13 protein-coding genes are annotated in these 16984 nt (G+C 54.1%); 3 read left to right on the forward strand and 10 right to left on the reverse strand.

The features are described from left to right. Positions 1-2: 2 nt before the first annotated feature. From napA to napF, 3 genes are read right to left on the reverse strand one after another with little or no spacing between them, the layout of a single operon-like run. A complete protein-coding gene (napA, locus tag OGX75_RS08120) occupies positions 3-2489 on the reverse strand; it encodes a nitrate reductase catalytic subunit NapA (RefSeq protein ID WP_286451198.1) in 2487 nt (828 codons plus the stop codon). Further along, positions 2486-2752: a chaperone NapD gene (napD, locus tag OGX75_RS08125; RefSeq protein ID WP_012131547.1), complete on the reverse strand. Its 267-nt coding sequence runs from the start codon at positions 2750-2752 to the stop codon at positions 2486-2488. Before napD ends, napA begins: the two co-directional genes overlap by 4 nt. Next, on the reverse strand, positions 2739-3233 hold the full coding sequence (napF, locus tag OGX75_RS08130; RefSeq protein ID WP_024130164.1) for a ferredoxin-type protein NapF: 495 nt from the start codon (positions 3231-3233) through the stop codon (positions 2739-2741). Before napF ends, napD begins: the two co-directional genes overlap by 14 nt. Before the next feature lie 77 nt (positions 3234-3310). On the opposite strand from napF, the gene yojO reads away from it, so the two are divergent. Then, positions 3311-3478 (forward strand): protein YojO, encoded by a 168-nt coding sequence (gene yojO / locus OGX75_RS21285; protein ID WP_487490358.1) that lies wholly within the window; start codon positions 3311-3313, stop codon positions 3476-3478. Positions 3479-3643: 165 nt separating this feature from the next. Next, on the forward strand, positions 3644-4141 hold the full coding sequence (gene eco / locus OGX75_RS08135; RefSeq protein ID WP_134769216.1) for a serine protease inhibitor ecotin: 498 nt from the start codon (positions 3644-3646) through the stop codon (positions 4139-4141). Positions 4142-4242: 101 nt separating this feature from the next. On the opposite strand, the gene mqo is transcribed toward eco, so the two are convergent. The 7 genes from mqo to OGX75_RS08170 form a co-directional block, all read right to left on the reverse strand. Further along, positions 4243-5904: a malate dehydrogenase (quinone) gene (mqo, locus tag OGX75_RS08140; RefSeq protein WP_112001896.1), complete on the reverse strand. Its 1662-nt coding sequence runs from the start codon at positions 5902-5904 to the stop codon at positions 4243-4245. Positions 5905-6148: 244 nt separating this feature from the next. Then, a complete protein-coding gene (mgtE, locus tag OGX75_RS08145; RefSeq protein ID WP_049009135.1) occupies positions 6149-7585 on the reverse strand; it encodes a magnesium transporter in 1437 nt (478 codons plus the stop codon). A gap of 179 nt (positions 7586-7764) precedes the next feature. Beyond that, positions 7765-9408, reverse strand: a complete 1644-nt coding sequence (locus tag OGX75_RS08150; RefSeq protein ID WP_047462412.1) for a multidrug ABC transporter permease/ATP-binding protein — start codon at positions 9406-9408, stop codon at positions 7765-7767. 75 nt (positions 9409-9483) lie between these two features. Then, positions 9484-10134: a DNA oxidative demethylase AlkB gene (gene alkB / locus OGX75_RS08155; protein WP_024130162.1), complete on the reverse strand. Its 651-nt coding sequence runs from the start codon at positions 10132-10134 to the stop codon at positions 9484-9486. Continuing rightward, a complete protein-coding gene (ada, locus tag OGX75_RS08160; protein ID WP_114848238.1) occupies positions 10134-11198 on the reverse strand; it encodes a bifunctional DNA-binding transcriptional regulator/O6-methylguanine-DNA methyltransferase Ada in 1065 nt (354 codons plus the stop codon). The genes alkB and ada overlap by 1 nt, the downstream gene beginning before the upstream one ends. A gap of 79 nt (positions 11199-11277) precedes the next feature. Then, positions 11278-12333 (reverse strand): FAD:protein FMN transferase ApbE, encoded by a 1056-nt coding sequence (apbE, locus tag OGX75_RS08165; RefSeq protein ID WP_071260256.1) that lies wholly within the window; start codon positions 12331-12333, stop codon positions 11278-11280. A gap of 113 nt (positions 12334-12446) precedes the next feature. Continuing rightward, complete coding sequence (locus OGX75_RS08170) at positions 12447-13574, reverse strand: porin OmpC (RefSeq protein ID WP_012131537.1); 1128 nt, start codon at positions 13572-13574, stop codon at positions 12447-12449. Positions 13575-14314: 740 nt separating this feature from the next. Here OGX75_RS08170 and rcsD point away from each other — a divergent pair. Continuing rightward, positions 14315-16984, forward strand: coding sequence for a phosphotransferase RcsD (gene rcsD, locus OGX75_RS08175; RefSeq protein ID WP_286451197.1), 2670 nt, complete (start codon positions 14315-14317; stop codon positions 16982-16984).

A 16984-nucleotide genomic window follows, 5' to 3' on the forward strand; every position in this document is an offset into this window, starting at 1 on the left:
TGTTACACCTTCGCCAGTTTGACGGCGCACTTCTTGAAATCCGTCTCTTTAGAGAGCGGGTCCGTCGCATCCAGCGTCAGGTTGTTCACCAGCTGTGCGGCGTCGAAGAACGGCATGTACACCAGTCCCTGCGGCGGACGGTTACGCCCGCGCGTTTCGACAACCGAAATCACTTCCCCACGGCGGGAGATGACTTTGACCTTATCGCCACGGCGCAGGTCGCGCGTTTTCGCGTCCAGCGGATGAATAAAGAGCACCGCTTCCGGGAAGGCGCGATGCAGCTCAGGCACGCGGCGCGTCATGCTGCCGGTGTGCCAGTGCTCCAGTACGCGACCGGTAGAAAGCCACAGGTCATACTCTTTATCCGGCGCTTCCGCGGCGGGTTCAAACGGCAGGGCGAAAATCACCGCTTTGCCGTCCGGCTTACCGTAAAACTTGTAGCCTTCTCCCGCTTTGACATACGGATCATGGCCTTCGCTGTAACGCCACTGGGTCTCTTTACCGTCAACCACCGGCCAGCGCAGACCGCGCGCTTTGTGATAATCATCGAACGGCGCGAGATCGTGGCCGTGTCCGCGACCAAACCAGGCGTACTCTTCAAACAGCCCTTTTTGCAGGTAGAAACCCAGCTCACGGGATTCATCGTTCAGCTGGTCTTCCGCCAGATCGGTCAGCGGGAATTTGCTGACCGCAGGCGTGGCAAACAGAACGTCGTAGAGGGTTTTGCCGCGCAGTTCTGGTTTTTGCGCCAGCAGTTCTTCCGGCCAGACCTCTTCCGTTTTGAAACGACGAGCGAACTGCACCAGCTGCCACAGGTCTGATTTCGCTTCACCCGGCGCTTTAATTTGTTGACGCCAGAACTGGGTACGACGCTCAGCGTTACCGTAGGCCCCTTCTTTCTCCACCCACATCGCCGTTGGCAGAATCAGGTCAGCGGCCAGCGCGCTGACGGTCGGGTACGGATCGGAGACGATGACGAAGTTACGCGGATCGCGCCAGCCCGGCATACGCTCTTCATTGATGTTCGGCCCGGCCTGCATGTTGTTGTTGCACATCACCCAGTAGACGTTCAGCTTGCCGTCTTTCAGCGCACGATCCTGCGCTACGGCGTGCAGACCGATTTTCGCCGGGATGGTGCCCGTTGGGATCTGCCAGTGTTTTTCGCAGATATCACGGTGTTTTTCATTAGTGACCACCATGTCCGCAGGCAGACGGTGGGAGAATGTCCCAACTTCACGCGCCGTACCGCAGGCGGAAGGCTGACCGGTCAGGGAGAACGGACCACAGCCTGGCTGGGAGATCTTGCCGGTCAACAGGTGCAGGTTATACACCAGGTTGTTGGCCCATACGCCACGCGTATGCTGGTTAAAGCCCATCGTCCAGTAGGAGAGCACTTTTTTCTTCGGATCGGCATACAACTGCGCCAGCTGCTCCAGCTGATCTTTCGGCACGCCGGTCATTTCTGCGGTTTTCTCCAGCGTGTACTCCGCGACAAACGCTTTGTACTCGTCGAAGCTCATCGGCTCAGAGGCGTCAGAGCCCGGATTCTTCGCCGCTTTTTCCAGCGGGTGCGTTGGACGCAGGCCATAACCGATGTCGGTCGTCCCTTTACGCAGGTTGACGTATTTGCTGAAGAAATCCTGATTTATCGCATTGTTTTGAATGATGTAATTGGCGATATAGTTGAGGATCACCAGATCGCTTTGCGGCGTAAAGACGATGCCGTTATCCGCCAGCTCAAAGCTACGATGCTGGAAGGTTGAGAGAACCGCGACATTAACGTTCGGATCGGACAGACGGCGGTTGGTGATGCGCGACCACAGGATCGGGTGCATCTCCGCCATGTTAGAGCCCCATAGCACAAAGGCGTCGGCTTGTTCGATATCGTCGTAGCACCCCATCGGCTCATCCATACCAAAAGTACGCATGAAGCCCACCACCGCCGACGCCATGCAGTGGCGCGCGTTCGGGTCGATATTGTTGGAACGGAAACCGGCTTTGAACAGCTTCGCGGCGGCATAACCTTCCCAGACCGTCCACTGCCCGGAACCAAACATACCAATCGCTTCCGGCCCTTTTTCTTTCAGGGAGGCCTTAAATTTCTCTTCCATCACATCGAAGGCCTGATCCCAACTGATTGGGGTAAATTCACCTTCTTTGTTGTACTGGCCGTCTTTCATGCGCAGCATCGGCTGCGTTAAACGGTCTTTGCCATACATGATCTTGGGCAGGAAGTAGCCCTTAATGCAGTTAAGGCCACGGTTGACCGGCGCATCAGGATCGCCCTGACAGGCCACAATACGGCCCTGCTGAGTACCGACCAGCACGCCGCAACCCGTTCCGCAAAAACGGCACGGGGCTTTGTCCCATTTGATGGCTTCCTGCTGACCAACCACTGCGCGGGCGACGCCCGGCACGCTTAGCCCGGCAGCCGCCGCAGCGGCCGCAACGGCGTTAGCTTTCATAAAGCTACGACGACTGAGTTTCATGGTGTTTCCTCACCTTGCTCATCCTGCTGGTGATAAACCAGCGACACCGCCAGCACGCCCGCAACGTTGCGTACCGACTCAATTGTTTGCATCAGCGTTCCGCTGTGTTCTGCTTCCACCACCACGATCAACTGACCGCTGTCGACATCGCTCAGCGCGACTTCACAGCCCGGAAACTGGTGCAATTGCGTGCTGATGTCGGTGATGTGCTGACTTTTGGCCTGGACGACCAGGCTACAGACCTGCCAGTTACTGTGCTGCATGGTTGTACTCCGCATTGATCGCTGATGTCGGGCAAATAGCGACACACGCCCCGCATCCGCTGCATGCCTGATTGTCGAGTTGCGGCTGATAAATGCCTGACAGCGTGGGGCGAAACGTTATCGCCAGTGGTTCGCAGCTATCCTGGCAGCGATGACACTCAACGGACTGATACGCCAGACAATTCTGCCCAATCGTAAAGTTCAGATCCCAGGCCCTGGTGTGGCGCGGAAGGAAGAGTGATTCAGGACAGGCTTGCGCGCAGGCATAACAAAAGCTGCATTCACCCTGCTTAAAATTAACGCCCGGATAGCCGCCCTGCCCCCGCTGTAAAATGTCGGTTTCACATGCCTGAATGCAGGCGTCGCAACGGATGCAGTGCGTCAGGAAGTGTGATTCGTCCCCAGACCAGGGCGGACGGAGCCCGCTGTTGGCTTTGCGCCAACTGCCTGTCAGTATTCCTCGACGGGATAGATCAACCATGACATCGCCCTTCCATCACGACGCTCACACCGGAAGGTGAACGACTAAATAAACCGCACTACCACTAAGTCATTATTATGATCGGTAAGATATTTCAGGATGTGTTAGAGGTGCATACCCCGATTGGGGTAAATGCTGTCGCCGGATCAAAAGAGTGTGGGGTTAGCGTATCTGAATGTGCTTTTGTTCACATTTCAAAGGGTTATATTAATAAGTATATAACGAAAGGCTTAATTGGAGAATAATCCTATTTAACGTGCAAGAAATGGAATATATCGCTATCAAACAAGTAAACACTCAATTAACCATCTTAAAATATAAGTAAATTTAGATTAATAGCCAATATGAATGTGTTAACCTGCCGGGAATCGTTCAGAAGACAGAAGAAAGGAAACGCTGTGAACTCGAAAATGAAGACAATTGTACCTGCCGTACTGTTAGCGGCTTTCGCCAGTACCTCCGCATGGGCGGCGACCAGCGATGCCAATACGCAACCTCTGGAAAAAATCGCGCCGTATCCGAAAGCGGAAAAAGGGATGAAGCGCCAGGTTATCCAGCTTACTCCCCAGGAAGATGAGTCTACCCTGAAAGTGGAACTGCTGATCGGCCAGACGCTGGAAGTGGATTGCAACCATCACCGTCTTGGCGGCGAACTGGCGAGCAAAACGCTGGAAGGCTGGGGTTACGACTACTACGTTTTTGATAAAGTAACCTCCCCGGTTTCTACCATGATGGCCTGCCCGGATGGCAAGAAAGAGCAGAAGTTTGTGACGGCCTATCTGGGCGATGCCGGAATGGTGCGTTATAACAGCAAGCTGCCGATCGTGGTGTACACCCCGGCTAACGTAGAGGTGAAATACCGTATCTGGAAAGCGGAAGATAAAGTACAGGACGCAGTGGCGCGTTAAGGAACGTTTTGCCGGATGGCGGCGTACCGCCTATCTGGCCTACATATTGCTCGTTGTAGGCCGGATAAGTGCAGCGCCATCCGGCATGCCGCAATACGTTTTTACAGCGCGATATCCGCGACAGCTTTATGCGCCGGCTGCGGTTGAGCCTGCGGCTTAAGCTGCGGTTTTGGCGCTTCGTCCACCACCTGCGGCTTGTCATATTTCAGCCCCAGAACGTCGCTGGTGTATTGCAGCTCTTGTTCCGTGGCCTCAATATTGCCGTTCAGCTTAGTCCCGTAAGACGGAACAATCGTTTTCAGCTTCGCCTGCCATTCCGGGCTGGCCACTTTCTCTTTAAACACTTTTTCCATCAGATGCAGCATGATCGGCGCAGCAGTGGATGCCCCCGGAGACGCGCCCAGCAGCGCGGCAATCGTACCGTCTTTGTCGCTGACCACTTCAGTGCCCAGACGCAGTACGCCGCCCTTGTCTTCATCACGCTTGATGATCTGCACACGCTGGCCCGCCTGCCACAAACGCCAGTCTTCTTTCTTCGCCTGCGGATAGTACTCTTTCAGCGCTTCAAAGCGTTCATCATCGCTCAGCATCACCTGGCTAATCAGGTATTTCACCAGATCGAAGTTATCCATCCCTACGTTGACCATCGGCATAAAGTTAGAGGTCGTGGTCGAACTCAGCAGATCCCACAGCGAACCGTTTTTCAGGAACTTCGTGGAGAACGTCGCGAACGGCCCAAACAGCACGACGCGTTTGCCATCCAGAATACGGGTATCGATGTGCGGTACGGACATCGGCGGTGCGCCGACCGACGCCTGGCCGTATACCTTCGCCAGGTGGTTGTTAACCACATCCGGGTTCTCTGAAACCAGGAACTGGCCGCCAACCGGGAATCCCGCGTAATCTTTCGCTTCAGGAATGCCCGTCTCCTGCAACAGCTTCAGCGCCGCGCCGCCCGCGCCGATAAAGACAAATTTCGCCTTAATCGCATGTTCCGCTTCACCGTTTTTCAGATCGGCGACGGTCACGGTCCAGGAGTTATCCGCGTTACGTTTAAATCCACGGACTTCGGTATTCAGTTGCAGCGCAAAGTTCGGTTTTTTCTGCAACGATGCCACCAGCTGACGCGTGATTTCCCCGTAGTTCACGTCAGTACCGATTTCAGTGCGGGTCGCGGCAACCTTCTGTTTCGGGTCGCGACCTTCCATGACCAGCGGCGCCCACTCTTTAATTTGCGCATGATCTTCGGAGTAACGCATACCGCGGAACAGCGTGCTCTGCTGCAACGCGGTATAGCGGGCGCGCAGGAAATTGACGTTATCATCGCCCCAGACAAAGCTCATGTGCGGAACGGTATTGATAAACGAGTGTGGTTCGTGCAGAACGCCGCTCTGTACCTGATGCGCCCAGAACTGGCGGGAAACCTGGAAGGCTTCGTTAATGTCGACTGCCTTTTCGATGCTGACGGAACCATCGGCTTTTTTCGGCGTGTAGTTCAGTTCCATCAGCGCGGAGTGGCCTGTTCCGGCGTTGTTCCAGCCGTTAGAACTCTCCTGTGCAACCCCATCCAGTCGCTCAACCATGGTCATTGACCACTCCGGTTCCAGCTCCTGCAAATAGGTTCCTAACGTGGCGCTCATGATGCCGCCGCCAATCAACAGTACATCCGTTTCCTGCTCTTCGGTCGCTTTCGCTTTTGCCGCCATCGAGACAGCATTCAGCCCCACAGCCATGGTGAAGAGCATGGCAGTCACTTTTTTCATAATGTTAATGCCTTACTTTTAGTATCGTTTTTTTTGCTTTTTGCAGGTGAAAATCGAGCGGCATCAACGTTAACACTTCAGGTAAAAGATTTAAATATTGTTTATAAATTATATTAAGATTTTAAAAACGTTAGCAATACGTTGAATATTTATAAGGTTATTGACAATTAACGGGACAACAGCATTCCCGCATCGCTCATCGCCATGCTTTTGCTGCTACGGATGATCAGGCGTAATCAGGCGGTTAAAGCAGAAATACCGTCGCCAGCCCCAGAAAAATAAAGAAACCGCCGGTATCGGTAATGGCGGTAATCATCACGCTTGAGCCGACCGCCGGGTCACGCCCGAGCTTTACCATCGTCATCGGGATGATCACGCCCATCAGCGCCGCCACCAGTAAATTCAGCACCATCGCCAGCGTCATAACGCCGCCAAGGGCGATATCGTCGTAGAGCCACCAGGTCACGCCGCCCATGATGCCGCCCCAGACAAGGCCGTTGACCAGCGCCACGCCCATTTCACGCAAAATGAGAAAGGTCAGGTTGCCGGGCTGAATATTTTGCAGCGCCAGCGCGCGAACAATCATAGTAATGGTTTGATTCCCGGTATTGCCGCCAATCCCGGCGACAATCGGCATGAGAGAAGCCAGCGCCACCAGTTGCGAGATCGTGTGTTCAAAGCCGTCGATCACCCGGGAGGCGATAAACGCCGTGCACAGGTTTATCGCCAGCCATGCCCAACGGGTTTTTACCGCTTTGGCGACGGGCGCAAAGACATCTTCTTCGGCGCTCAGGCCCCCCATGCGACGCAGATCGGTGTCGGTTTCTTCGTAGACCACATCAACGATCTCATCGATGGTCAGGCGTCCCATCAGTTTGCCGGAAGGATCGATCACGGCGGCGCTAACCAGGTTGTCACGTTCAAAGGTGCGCGCCGCATTCTCAGAGATATCTTCCGGGGCAAAGGTCAGCGGATCGTCATCCATCACGTCGCTGACTTTACGCTGCGCGTCACTGAGCAGAATACGCGTCAGAGACAGCTCGCCGACCAGTATTTTATTCCGGTTCGTTACAAAGAGTTTGTCGGTGTTTTCCGGCATTTTTCCCAGACGGCGTAAATAGCGCTGCACCACCTCCAGCGTCACGTCCGGGCGCACGGTGATGACCTCGAACTCCATGATCGCCCCGACGCGATTCTTCTCGTAGTGCATAACCTGACGGACGCGGGCGCGCTCCTCTGGCGGCAGCGTCGCCAGCAGTCGCCCGGTGAGGTTACGCGGCAGGTGCTGAACGAGATAAATCTGTTCGTCAATGTCGAGGTATTGCAGCGCGTCCAACAGCGCGCGGTCGGTCATTTCATCAATCAGGTCATCCCAGACGTTTTCGGACGCTTCCAGCAGCACTTTGCCGCGTTTTTCATTCTCGACCAGCCGCCATAAGGCATGACGTTCTTCGGAAGGCAGCGCTTCAAGGGTATCCGCCAGGTCCGGCGGCGGCAGGTGAGCCACCAGCGCCCCTACCTCAGCAATATCGTCGGCCAGCGTACCGACATCATATTGCTCAGCCAGGGTGAGCTTGCCTGACAGGGCGGAAATAATCGCTTTATCGGTGGTGAGCAGCCAGATAAGACGCGCACGCTCTTCATCGCGCAGTCTGGCGCTGTTTTTGGTCATTGCGGACATTAATTATAAATCCATGAAATGAGATGCCATTAAGCATGGCGCGAGGTTATGTAAATAACAATAAACGGCGCCGCGAGTGGATAAAAAATCAGCATCATGCAGGGAATGGCAGGCCCGATAAGCGTCGCGCCATCGGGCAACCAGGCCGGATGCGGCTACGCCTTATCCGGCCTACAGGATCAGGCGGTACGCGCAACCGCATCGCGGGAGGCGGCGTCGCGTTCATCGCCGACCAGTTCACTCAACTGCCCGTTACGCATCTCCAGCAGGCGATCGGCGTGAATAAAGTAATGATCGTCATGACTGATCGCAAAGATGGTTTTGCCCATCTCCTGCATCAGCGGCAGCAGCACCTGATAAAATTCACGGCGGAAATGCGGGTCCTGATCGGCGGCCCATTCATCCAGCAGAATGATGTCACGCTCCTCCGCCAGCGCCAGCAGCAACGCCACGCGCTTTTTCTGCCCTTTCGACAGCTTCAGGTTCAGAATCCGGCCATCGCGTAGCTCCAGCTTGTGCGCCATTTTCAGTTGCTCAAGCCACTTTTCCACCAGTTCCGCTTTGGCCGGTTTGCCTTCCGGCCCCAGCAGTTGATCAAACAGCCAGACATCGGTAAACACAGCGGAAAAGAGTTTCCGGTAGTCCTCAGGACGCTCTGCGGAAAGCGTTTTGCCATCCAGTAAAATTTCGCCTGACTGAGGCTGGTACAGCCCCGTCAGCAGCATCGCCAGCGTCGATTTCCCGCTACCATTGCCGCCAATCAGAAACAGCAGTTCCCCGCGCTGGATGGTCAGGTTGATCGGCCCTACTGAAAACGCATTATCCTGATAATGGAAAACGACATTGCGTAACTCCAGCGTTTTCCAGTCAGGAAAGGCGTCAGGACGAGGAAATTCCGCTTTAAACGGCGCCAGCGAAAATTTATTCAGCTTGTTGAAAGCCACCTGCGCGGTGAGCAGCGTCGGCAACGCGCCAACCGCAGAGAGCAGCGGCGTGCGCAGGAACAGCAGCGTCAGCGAATAGATCGCCGCCACGTTGGTATCCGCCCAGCCCAGGCTGTTCGCCATCCAGAACACCAGACCAATCGCGCCCAGCATCATAATGTTTGACCAGTTAACGGCGCTCAGGTGGAACGTATCGGCGCGAATAATATGGTGGCGATACTCTTTCGCATCCGGGATATATGAATGGTTAAAGATATGTTCCGCGCGCTCACGGTTCAGGGTCAGCTCTTTGCGCCCTTCCAGCACCGTCTGAAAATCCTGATACAGCTTATCTTCCGTTTCGCGCAGCGTCGCCATGTGCTTATACACGCGCGCCACCAGCACAAACCCGCCCCAGATGGTGATTGCCATCCAGATTGCCGTCACCAGCAGCATTTTAGTGGATAACATCGCCAGATACGCGGCGGAACCCACCGTCAGGATGATCCCCTGTACCAGCTCCGGCAGGCGTACGAACGCGATCGTGATGTTGCGGATATCACTGGTTAACCCTGCCAGCAGCGAGGCGCTGCCCAGTTGTTCGATGCGCTCAACCTGCGTGTCCAGAATACGTTTGATAAATTCGCTGCGCAGGCGATAGACAAAATGGTGCCCTAACGCGGTTAAGGCCAGTTGGGAGCCCAGCGTCACCGCCATCAGTAAAAGCAGCAGCGCGAGAAATTCCGGCAGCACCATCAGCGTGGTATCCACCGTTTCGATGAGGCGCTGATTGATAAAGGCAATCAGGCCAATCCCCAGCGCAGCGCTGGCGAGGCTGAGCGCCATCACGCTGATAAATGGCCAGCGATACTGCCGCCAGACAAGAAGAAGTAGTTCCATTCATACAACCCGGGCAAGGAATAACAGCCCGCAGTTTAAACATCTCAACGCCGACAGCAATAATAATTCTTATTTTTATTCTTTTTTACCCGCCTGGCGAAACGTCAGGTTGTAACGACAGTCCGCCGTCAGCGGATGAAAGCCCGCTTTAAGCGGTTGTATGCCGTGGTAAAACAGTCTCGATTCACCGCCCCAGACCACCACATCGCCGTGCTCCAGCAAAAGGCGTTTTAACGGATCGTTACGACGCAGGCCGCCAAACTGAAAAATGGCCGGAAGGCCCAAAGAAACCGACACAATCGGCGCGCGCAGATCCGGTTCGTCTTTATCCTGATGCAACGACAACTTTGAGCCGGGCGCATAGCGATTGATAAGACAGGCATCCGGCTGAAAATCAGCATAGCCCGCCGCGATCGCCGCGCGATGGCACAGGCTGGTAAAGACCTCAGGCAGCGGCGGCCAACGCCGCCCGGTTAACGGATCGACGGGAGAATAGAGATATCCGTGTTGATCCGTCGTCCAGCCGAGCTGACCGCAATTTGTCATCGCCACCGACATGGTATAGCCGCCGGGCGTCACCATCTGGCGAAATGGCGACTGCGCGGCGACCGCCGCGATGGCCTCAATCAGCGATGGCGCCTCGCGAAAGGCGAAACGGCGCAAGATAACCGCGCCGGACGCCAGCGGCTCTTGCCAGGGTTCAGCATCCGCAAATAAGTCCAGCATCATTTATCCTCATGTCGCGCCTCTCGTTGCAGAAGCTGCGCCTTGCGCGCCACGCCCCAACGATAACCCGATAGCGCGCCGTCGCCGCGCACCACCCGATGGCACGGGATCACAATCGCCAGTTTATTTGCCCCGCAGGCGCTGGCAACGGCACGAACCGCCTTCGGCTTGCCGATTGCGCTGGCGATCTGCTGATAGCTGACGGTTTCCCCACAGGGAATCGTGCGCAGCGCCTGCCAGACCTGCTGCTGGAACGCAGTGCCCTGAATATCTAACGGCAGTGACAGCGGTATATCGCGTGCATTAATACTGGCGATAACCTGGCGCACGCGCTGCTGGAAAGGGCGATCAGCGGGTTCATCCTGCGCGGCGGGAAACAGTTCATGCAGGCTGGCGATAAGCCCGGCATCATCATCGCCCAGTAAAATCGCGCAGATTCCCCGCTCGCTCTCCGCAACCAGGCAGCGTCCCAGCGCACAATCTGCGAGGGCATAGCGAACGGGGAGATTATCGCCGCCCTTACGAAACTGCTTCGCCGTCATGCCGAGCGTCTCATCCGCTTTGCGATAGTAACTGCCGCTGTCGGGAAAACCGGCGTTCAGGATCGCCTGCGTTACCGTCTCTCCTTTCGCCAGCGCATCGCGCAGACGGCGGGCGCGCCAGGATTGCTGCCAGGCTTTTGGCGTCATTCCCGTCGTGGCTTTGAACAACCGGTGCAGATGAAATGGGCTCATTGCCACCTGCTGCGCCAGGGCGTCCAGCGTGATGGGGGCATCCTGTTCCAGTAAACGACAGGCGTGCGTGATTTTATCCAGCTGATGCTGTCGGGCGTTGTCTTTGTCTGGCTGGCAGCGTTTGCAGGGGCGGAATCCTGCGGCCAGCGCCTGCTCCGCACTGGCAAAGAAACGAACGTTTTGCCGCAACGCGTGTTTTGCCCGACAGGACGGTCGGCAAAAGATGCCGGTGGTCTGTACCGCAAAAACAAACTGACCATCGGCGTCAGGATCGCGATCCAGCACCGACTGCCAGCGCGCATCGTCATTTATGCGTGAGAGATTTTTCATCATGGACTCCTTCATTAAGCATAGTGCTTAGTCTCAGTGTGTCCGTAAGTCAGCGCACGAAAACCCGAAATCTTGCTTTTTAATTTTTATCACTCACGAGGAAGCTTTTGAACTGCGGCGACATCCAGGTTTTAAAACCCTCGCCCTCTTTCATGATCATGTACACCGCCAGCCCTTCCCGGCGCACCACCTCTTTGGCCTTTTCCGTGCCGAGCACCATCAACCCGGTATCCCAGCCGTCCGCTTCCAGCGCCGTCGGAGCGATAACCGTCACGGAGACCAGATTGTGTTCTATGGGACGCCCGGTCTGCGGATCAATAACGTGAGACAGGCGCTTCCCGTCCAGTTCGTAATAGTTACGGTAGCTGCCGGAGGTACTGATGCCATGCCCGTTAATATCGACAATTGCCTGCACCGCGTTTTCTTGATCGGTCGGTTTTTGGATCGCCACACGCCAGGGCTGCCCCTGTGCATTCATGCCGCGACTGTTCAGGGCGCCGCCGACGGAGACCAGATAGCGGGCAATGCCTTCCTGTTCCATCAAGCGCGCCAGATGATCGGCCGCATACCCTTCCCCCACGGTTGAGAGATCGACGAACAGATCCGGCAGATCTTTTTGCAGATATTGCTGTCGCGCCTGATTGATGACCCGCAGATGTTGCAGCCCGGTCTTTGCTTTTGCGCTGTCAATCTGCGGCTGTGTGGGAACATGTAGCGGCTGTTGCTCCGGGCCGAACCCCCACAGATTCACCAGCGGCCCCACGGTGATATCCATCGCGCCGTCGGTTTTCGCGCCAATGCGCAGCGCCGAGGTAATGATATCGGCCATTGCTTCGCTAACCGGCCAGGGAGAAAGACTTTGCGAATGGTTGAAGCGCATCAGCGCCGAGTCATTTTTGTACGTGGACAACAGCTGATCATCGGCATCAAGCTGCGTCTGAATTCTGTTACGTAATTCCTCAGCACGGCTGGCGTCCACATCCACCACGCTGACTCGCCAGAAGGTGCCCATCGTTTTCCCTTCCAGTACGGTTGCAGCAGGTGACGCTGTATCAGCCGGTTTTGGGGCATCATCGCACCCCACAAAAAAGATCGTCGTGGCCAGCAGCGCTGCCCGACAAAAGGTCATTTCCATACGTGATTATCCTCATGCGAACGCGCGCAAGAGTACACCAAAAATCGCTATTTACGCCGTAAAAAACGCATTAAAAAAGGGCCCGCAGGCCCTTTAGTTGACATTGTCCGCAATCAGAACTGGTAAACCAGGCCCAGAGCAACGATGTCGTCAGTGCTGATACCCGCGTTACGGGTAAAGGTGTTGTCATCCAGCAGGTTGATTTTGTAATCAACGTAGGTAGACATGTTTTTGTTGAAGTAGTAGGTCGCGCCAACATCAACGTATTTCAGGATATCCTGATCGCCGTAGTTGGTGGTGCCGTTGGAGATGTCCTTACCTTTAGATTGCAGGTAAGCCACGGACGGACGCAGACCGAAGTCGAACTGGTACTGTGCAACCACTTCGAAGTTTTGTGCTTTATCAGCGAAGCCATAAGAGTCGCTACGGCTGTTCTGGGAAGAACCAAAGCGGGTTGCGTTGTAAGTCTGAGAGTACTGCGCTGCCAGGTAAACGTTGTTAGCGTCGTATTTCAGACCACCGGTATAAACGGTCGCACGATCGCCGCTGCCGTATACGCCAGCCGAATTCTGGTCGGCAGTACGTTTGGAAGAGGTGATTGCACCACCAACGCTGAAGCCTTCGCCGATATCATAGGTCAGAGATCCGCCGAAGCCGTCGCCGTTCTGTTTCAGCAGGCTACGACCATCCGCAACGTCGTTTTCACCGCTGGCGCTGCCGTTTTTACCCTGATACTGCAACGCAAAATTCAGACCTTCAACCAGACCGAAGAAGTCAGTATTACGGTAGGTTGCCAGGCCGTTAGCACGCTGCTGCATGAAGTTATCCGCGCCGTAGGTGTCGCCGCCGAATTCCGGCAGAACGTCGGTCCAGGCCGTTACATCGTAGATTACGCCGTAGTTACGACCGTAGTCGAAGGAACCTGCATCGCCAAATTTCACACCAGCAAACGCCACACGGGTCCAGGAGTTGTTAGTGGTTTCAGCGTCGTTGCCCTGAATCTGATATTCCCACTGACCGTAGCCGGTGATCTGATCGTTAACCTGGGTTTCGCCTTTGAAGCCGAGACGCATATAGGTCTGATCGCCGTCGTTGCCATCGTCATCAGAGAAATAGTGCAGACCGTCGACTTTACCGAACAGGTCCAATTTGTTGCCGTCTTTGTTATAAACTTCAGCCGCATTTGCTGCGCCTGCTACCAGCAGAGCCGGTACCAGGAGGGACAGTACTTTAACTTTCATGTTATTAACCCTCTGTTATATGCCTTTATTTGCTTTTTTATTGCCACTGCATACTGATTAACCCTCTTAACCAGTCGGCAATTTCATTCTCCGCAAAAATGCAGAATAATCCAACACGGATATGATACTAAAATCTTTAAAATGTTTCATTTATCGCCATAGGTGTTTCAAATTATTAATGGCATGGAACTTTTTTAAAAGCAAAAAATGGGACAAATAAGCACGAATCATCAAAACATATTTATTTTTCATTATAATTCAATGCATTATATTCATGAAAATCATAGCACTGAATGATAAAACAAAATCTTCACTCGCAACTAAAATAGTCAGCGCTATCATCATTAACTTTATTTATTACCGTCATTCATTTCTGAATGTCTGTTTACCCCTATTTCAACCGGATGCCTCGCATTCGGTTTTTTTTTACCCTTCTTTACACAACTTTTATCTTCTTGTGCTACCGAATTTAAATAATCACAACGGTTTACTACCCCCCTCGTGATAATCACCAGTCATGCCAACAAATAATTTCTTGTTATTTAGTGCTAAATTTTATTTCATTGTGTTTATATTTATACATCTGATCCAACGCTGTACACGTTTTGCTTAGGGAAACGCCTTCGCGGCGCGGGAGGAAAAATGCAGCGTGTCTGATGAGCGAGAGTATGGAAATTCACACAGTACCCTTTATACTGCCCTTTCCTCTTTAGCGTTGTTTTAACAGGTCATAAACACGAATGAGTCAGTCTGATACAACGGTTTCTACCCGATTCTCCCTTCTGCCGGGAAGCATTACCCGTTTCTTCTTATTACTGATCATTGTGTTACTTGTAACGATGGGCGTGATGGTGCAAAGCGCGGTCAACGCCTGGCTGAAAGACAAGAGCTATCAGATTGTCGATATCACCCATGCTATTCATAAGCGCGTAGACACCTGGCGCTACGTGACCTGGCAAATCTATGACAACATTGCCGCGACGGCTAACCCATCCACGAGCGAGGGTTTGCAGGAAACGCGTCTGAAACAAGACGTCTACTACCTTGAAAAACCGCGCCGTAAGACCGAAGCGCTTATTTTTGGCTCGCATGACAGTTCAACGCTGGAAATGACCCAGCGGATTTCCACCTATCTCGATACGCTGTGGGGCGCGGAGAACGTGCCCTGGTCGATGTATTATCTGAACGGGCAGGACAACAGCCTGATTCTCATCTCCACCCTGCCGCTCAAGGATCTCTCCTCCGGCTTTAAAGAGTCTGCGATTGGCAATATTGTCGATTCCCGTCGGGCGGAGATGCTGCAACAGGCGAATGCGCTGGATGAACGCGAAAGCTTCTCTTCGTTACGTCGTCTGGCGTGGCAAAACGGCCATTACTTTACGCTGCGCACCACTTTTAATCAGCCGGGGCATCTGGCAACGGTTGTGGCGTTCGATTTGCCGATCAACGACCTGATCCCGCCGGGAATGCCGCTGGACAGCTTCCGCCTGGAACCCGACTCCTCAACCACGACGGTACGTAATACGGAGAAAGAGTCTCCAGACAGCGTCAGCATCAGCTTCAACAGCGCCAAAATTGAGATTTCTTCCGCGCTGAACTCAACCGATATGCGGCTGGTCTGGCAGGTTCCTTTCGGCACGCTATTGCTTGATACGCTGCAAAATATCCTGCTGCCGTTACTGTTGAATATCGGCCTGCTTGCGCTGGCGCTGTTTGGCTACACCACCTTCCGCCACCAGCCTGGCCGTTCAACGGAAGTGGCGACAAGCAATACCGCAAATAATGAACTGCGTATTCTGCGCGCGATTAATGAAGAGATCGTCTCCCTGCTGCCGCTGGGGCTGCTGGTGCATGACCAGGAGGCCAATCGCACCGTCATCAGCAATAAAATCGCCGACCATTTGCTGCCGCATTTAAATCTGCAAAACATCACCAGCATGGCGGAGCAGCATCAGGGCATCATTCAGGCGACGATCAATAACGAGCTGTATGAAATTCGCCTGTTCCGCAGCCAGGTCGCCCCTCGCACGCAGATCTTTATTATTCGCGATCAGGACCGGGAAGTGCTGGTGAACAAGAAGCTCAGGCAGGCGCAGCGTCTGTATGAGAAAAACCAGCAGGGCCGCGCCGCGTTTATGCAAAATATTGGCAATGCCCTGAAAGAACCCGTGCGGATACTGGCGATCAACGCCGCTGCCGCAGACACGCCGGAAAGCCAGAAGCTGGCGAACCAGGCGGATGTTCTGGTGCGTATGATAGATGAAATTCAGTTGGCGAATATTCTGGAGAATGATACCTGGAAAAGTGAGCCGACGCTGTTCTCCATTCAGGATCTGATTGACGAAGTGGTGCCGGACGTTCTGCCTGCGATTAAGCGCAAGGGTCTGCAACTGCTGATCAAAAACCACCTTAGCGCCAACGATGAACGCCGTGGCGACCGTGACGCCCTGCGCCGCATTCTGCTGTTGCTGATCCAGTACGCGGTCACGACCACGCAGATTGGAAAAATTACGCTGGAAGTCGATCAGGATGAGTCTGCTGAAGAACGCCTGACCTTCCGCATTCTGGATACCGGTGAAGGCGTGACGCTCAATGAGATCGACAATCTCCATTTCCCGTATATCAATGAAACGCAAAGCGACCGCTACGGGAAAGCGAATCCGTTAACCTTCCGGTTGTGCGATCAACTGGCGCGTAAGCTCGGCGGGCATCTGAATATTAAAGCACGCGATGCGCTGGGGACGCGCTATACCGTACATGTTAAAATGACCCCGCATGACCAGCATGTAAATGATGAAGAGCGCTTGCTGGATGACGTTTGCGTAATGGTTGACGTCACCTCTAATGACGTGCGCAATATTGTGTTGCGTCAGCTGGAAAACTGGGGAGCCACCTGCATCACGCCGGATGATCGGCAAATAAGTCAAGAATATGATCTCTTTTTAACTGATAATCCGTCTAATCTTACTGCCTCCGGCTTGCTTTTAAGCGATGATGAGTCAGGCGTGCGGAAAATGGGTCCTGGCCAACTGCGCGTCAACTTTAATATGAGCAACGCTATGCAGGAAGCTGTACTACAACTGATAGAAGAGCAACTGGCGCAGGAAGAGATTCCAGAGTCGCCCCTCGGCGGAGATGAAAACGCCGAACTTCATGCCAGCGGTTATTACGCACTCTTTGTAGACACAGTACCGGATGATGTTAAGAGGTTGTATACTGAGGCAGCGACCAGTGACTTCGCTGCGCTGGCGCAGACAGCCCACCGCCTGAAAGGCGTGTTTGCTATGCTTAATCTGGTACCCGGCAAGCAGTTATGTGAAACGCTGGAACATCTTATTCGTGAGAAAGATGCTCCAGGTATAGAAAAATACATCAGCGACATTGACAGCTACGTCAAGAGCTTGCTGTAG

Source organism: Citrobacter sp. CK199, from assembly GCF_030333285.1.
Lineage (GTDB): Bacteria > Pseudomonadota > Gammaproteobacteria > Enterobacterales > Enterobacteriaceae > Citrobacter_B > Citrobacter_B koseri.

Excerpts from the sequence above, each read along its gene's own strand:
- napA (WP_286451198.1), bottom strand. The coding sequence starts at position 2,489 with ATGAAACTCAGTCGTCGTAGCTTTATGAAAGCTAACGCCGTTGCGGCC.
- napD (WP_012131547.1), bottom strand. The coding sequence starts at position 2,752 with ATGCAGCACAGTAACTGGCAGGTCTGTAGCCTGGTCGTCCAGGCCAAA.
- napF (WP_024130164.1), bottom strand. The coding sequence starts at position 3,233 with ATGGTTGATCTATCCCGTCGAGGAATACTGACAGGCAGTTGGCGCAAA.
- yojO (WP_487490358.1), top strand. The coding sequence starts at position 3,311 with ATGATCGGTAAGATATTTCAGGATGTGTTAGAGGTGCATACCCCGATT.
- eco (WP_134769216.1), top strand. The coding sequence starts at position 3,644 with ATGAAGACAATTGTACCTGCCGTACTGTTAGCGGCTTTCGCCAGTACC.
- mqo (WP_112001896.1), bottom strand. The coding sequence starts at position 5,904 with ATGAAAAAAGTGACTGCCATGCTCTTCACCATGGCTGTGGGGCTGAAT.
- mgtE (WP_049009135.1), bottom strand. The coding sequence starts at position 7,585 with ATGTCCGCAATGACCAAAAACAGCGCCAGACTGCGCGATGAAGAGCGT.
- OGX75_RS08150 (WP_047462412.1), bottom strand. The coding sequence starts at position 9,408 with ATGGAACTACTTCTTCTTGTCTGGCGGCAGTATCGCTGGCCATTTATC.
- alkB (WP_024130162.1), bottom strand. The coding sequence starts at position 10,134 with ATGCTGGACTTATTTGCGGATGCTGAACCCTGGCAAGAGCCGCTGGCG.
- ada (WP_114848238.1), bottom strand. The coding sequence starts at position 11,198 with ATGAAAAATCTCTCACGCATAAATGACGATGCGCGCTGGCAGTCGGTG.
- apbE (WP_071260256.1), bottom strand. The coding sequence starts at position 12,333 with ATGGAAATGACCTTTTGTCGGGCAGCGCTGCTGGCCACGACGATCTTT.
- OGX75_RS08170 (WP_012131537.1), bottom strand. The coding sequence starts at position 13,574 with ATGAAAGTTAAAGTACTGTCCCTCCTGGTACCGGCTCTGCTGGTAGCA.
- rcsD (WP_286451197.1), top strand. The coding sequence starts at position 14,315 with ATGAGTCAGTCTGATACAACGGTTTCTACCCGATTCTCCCTTCTGCCG.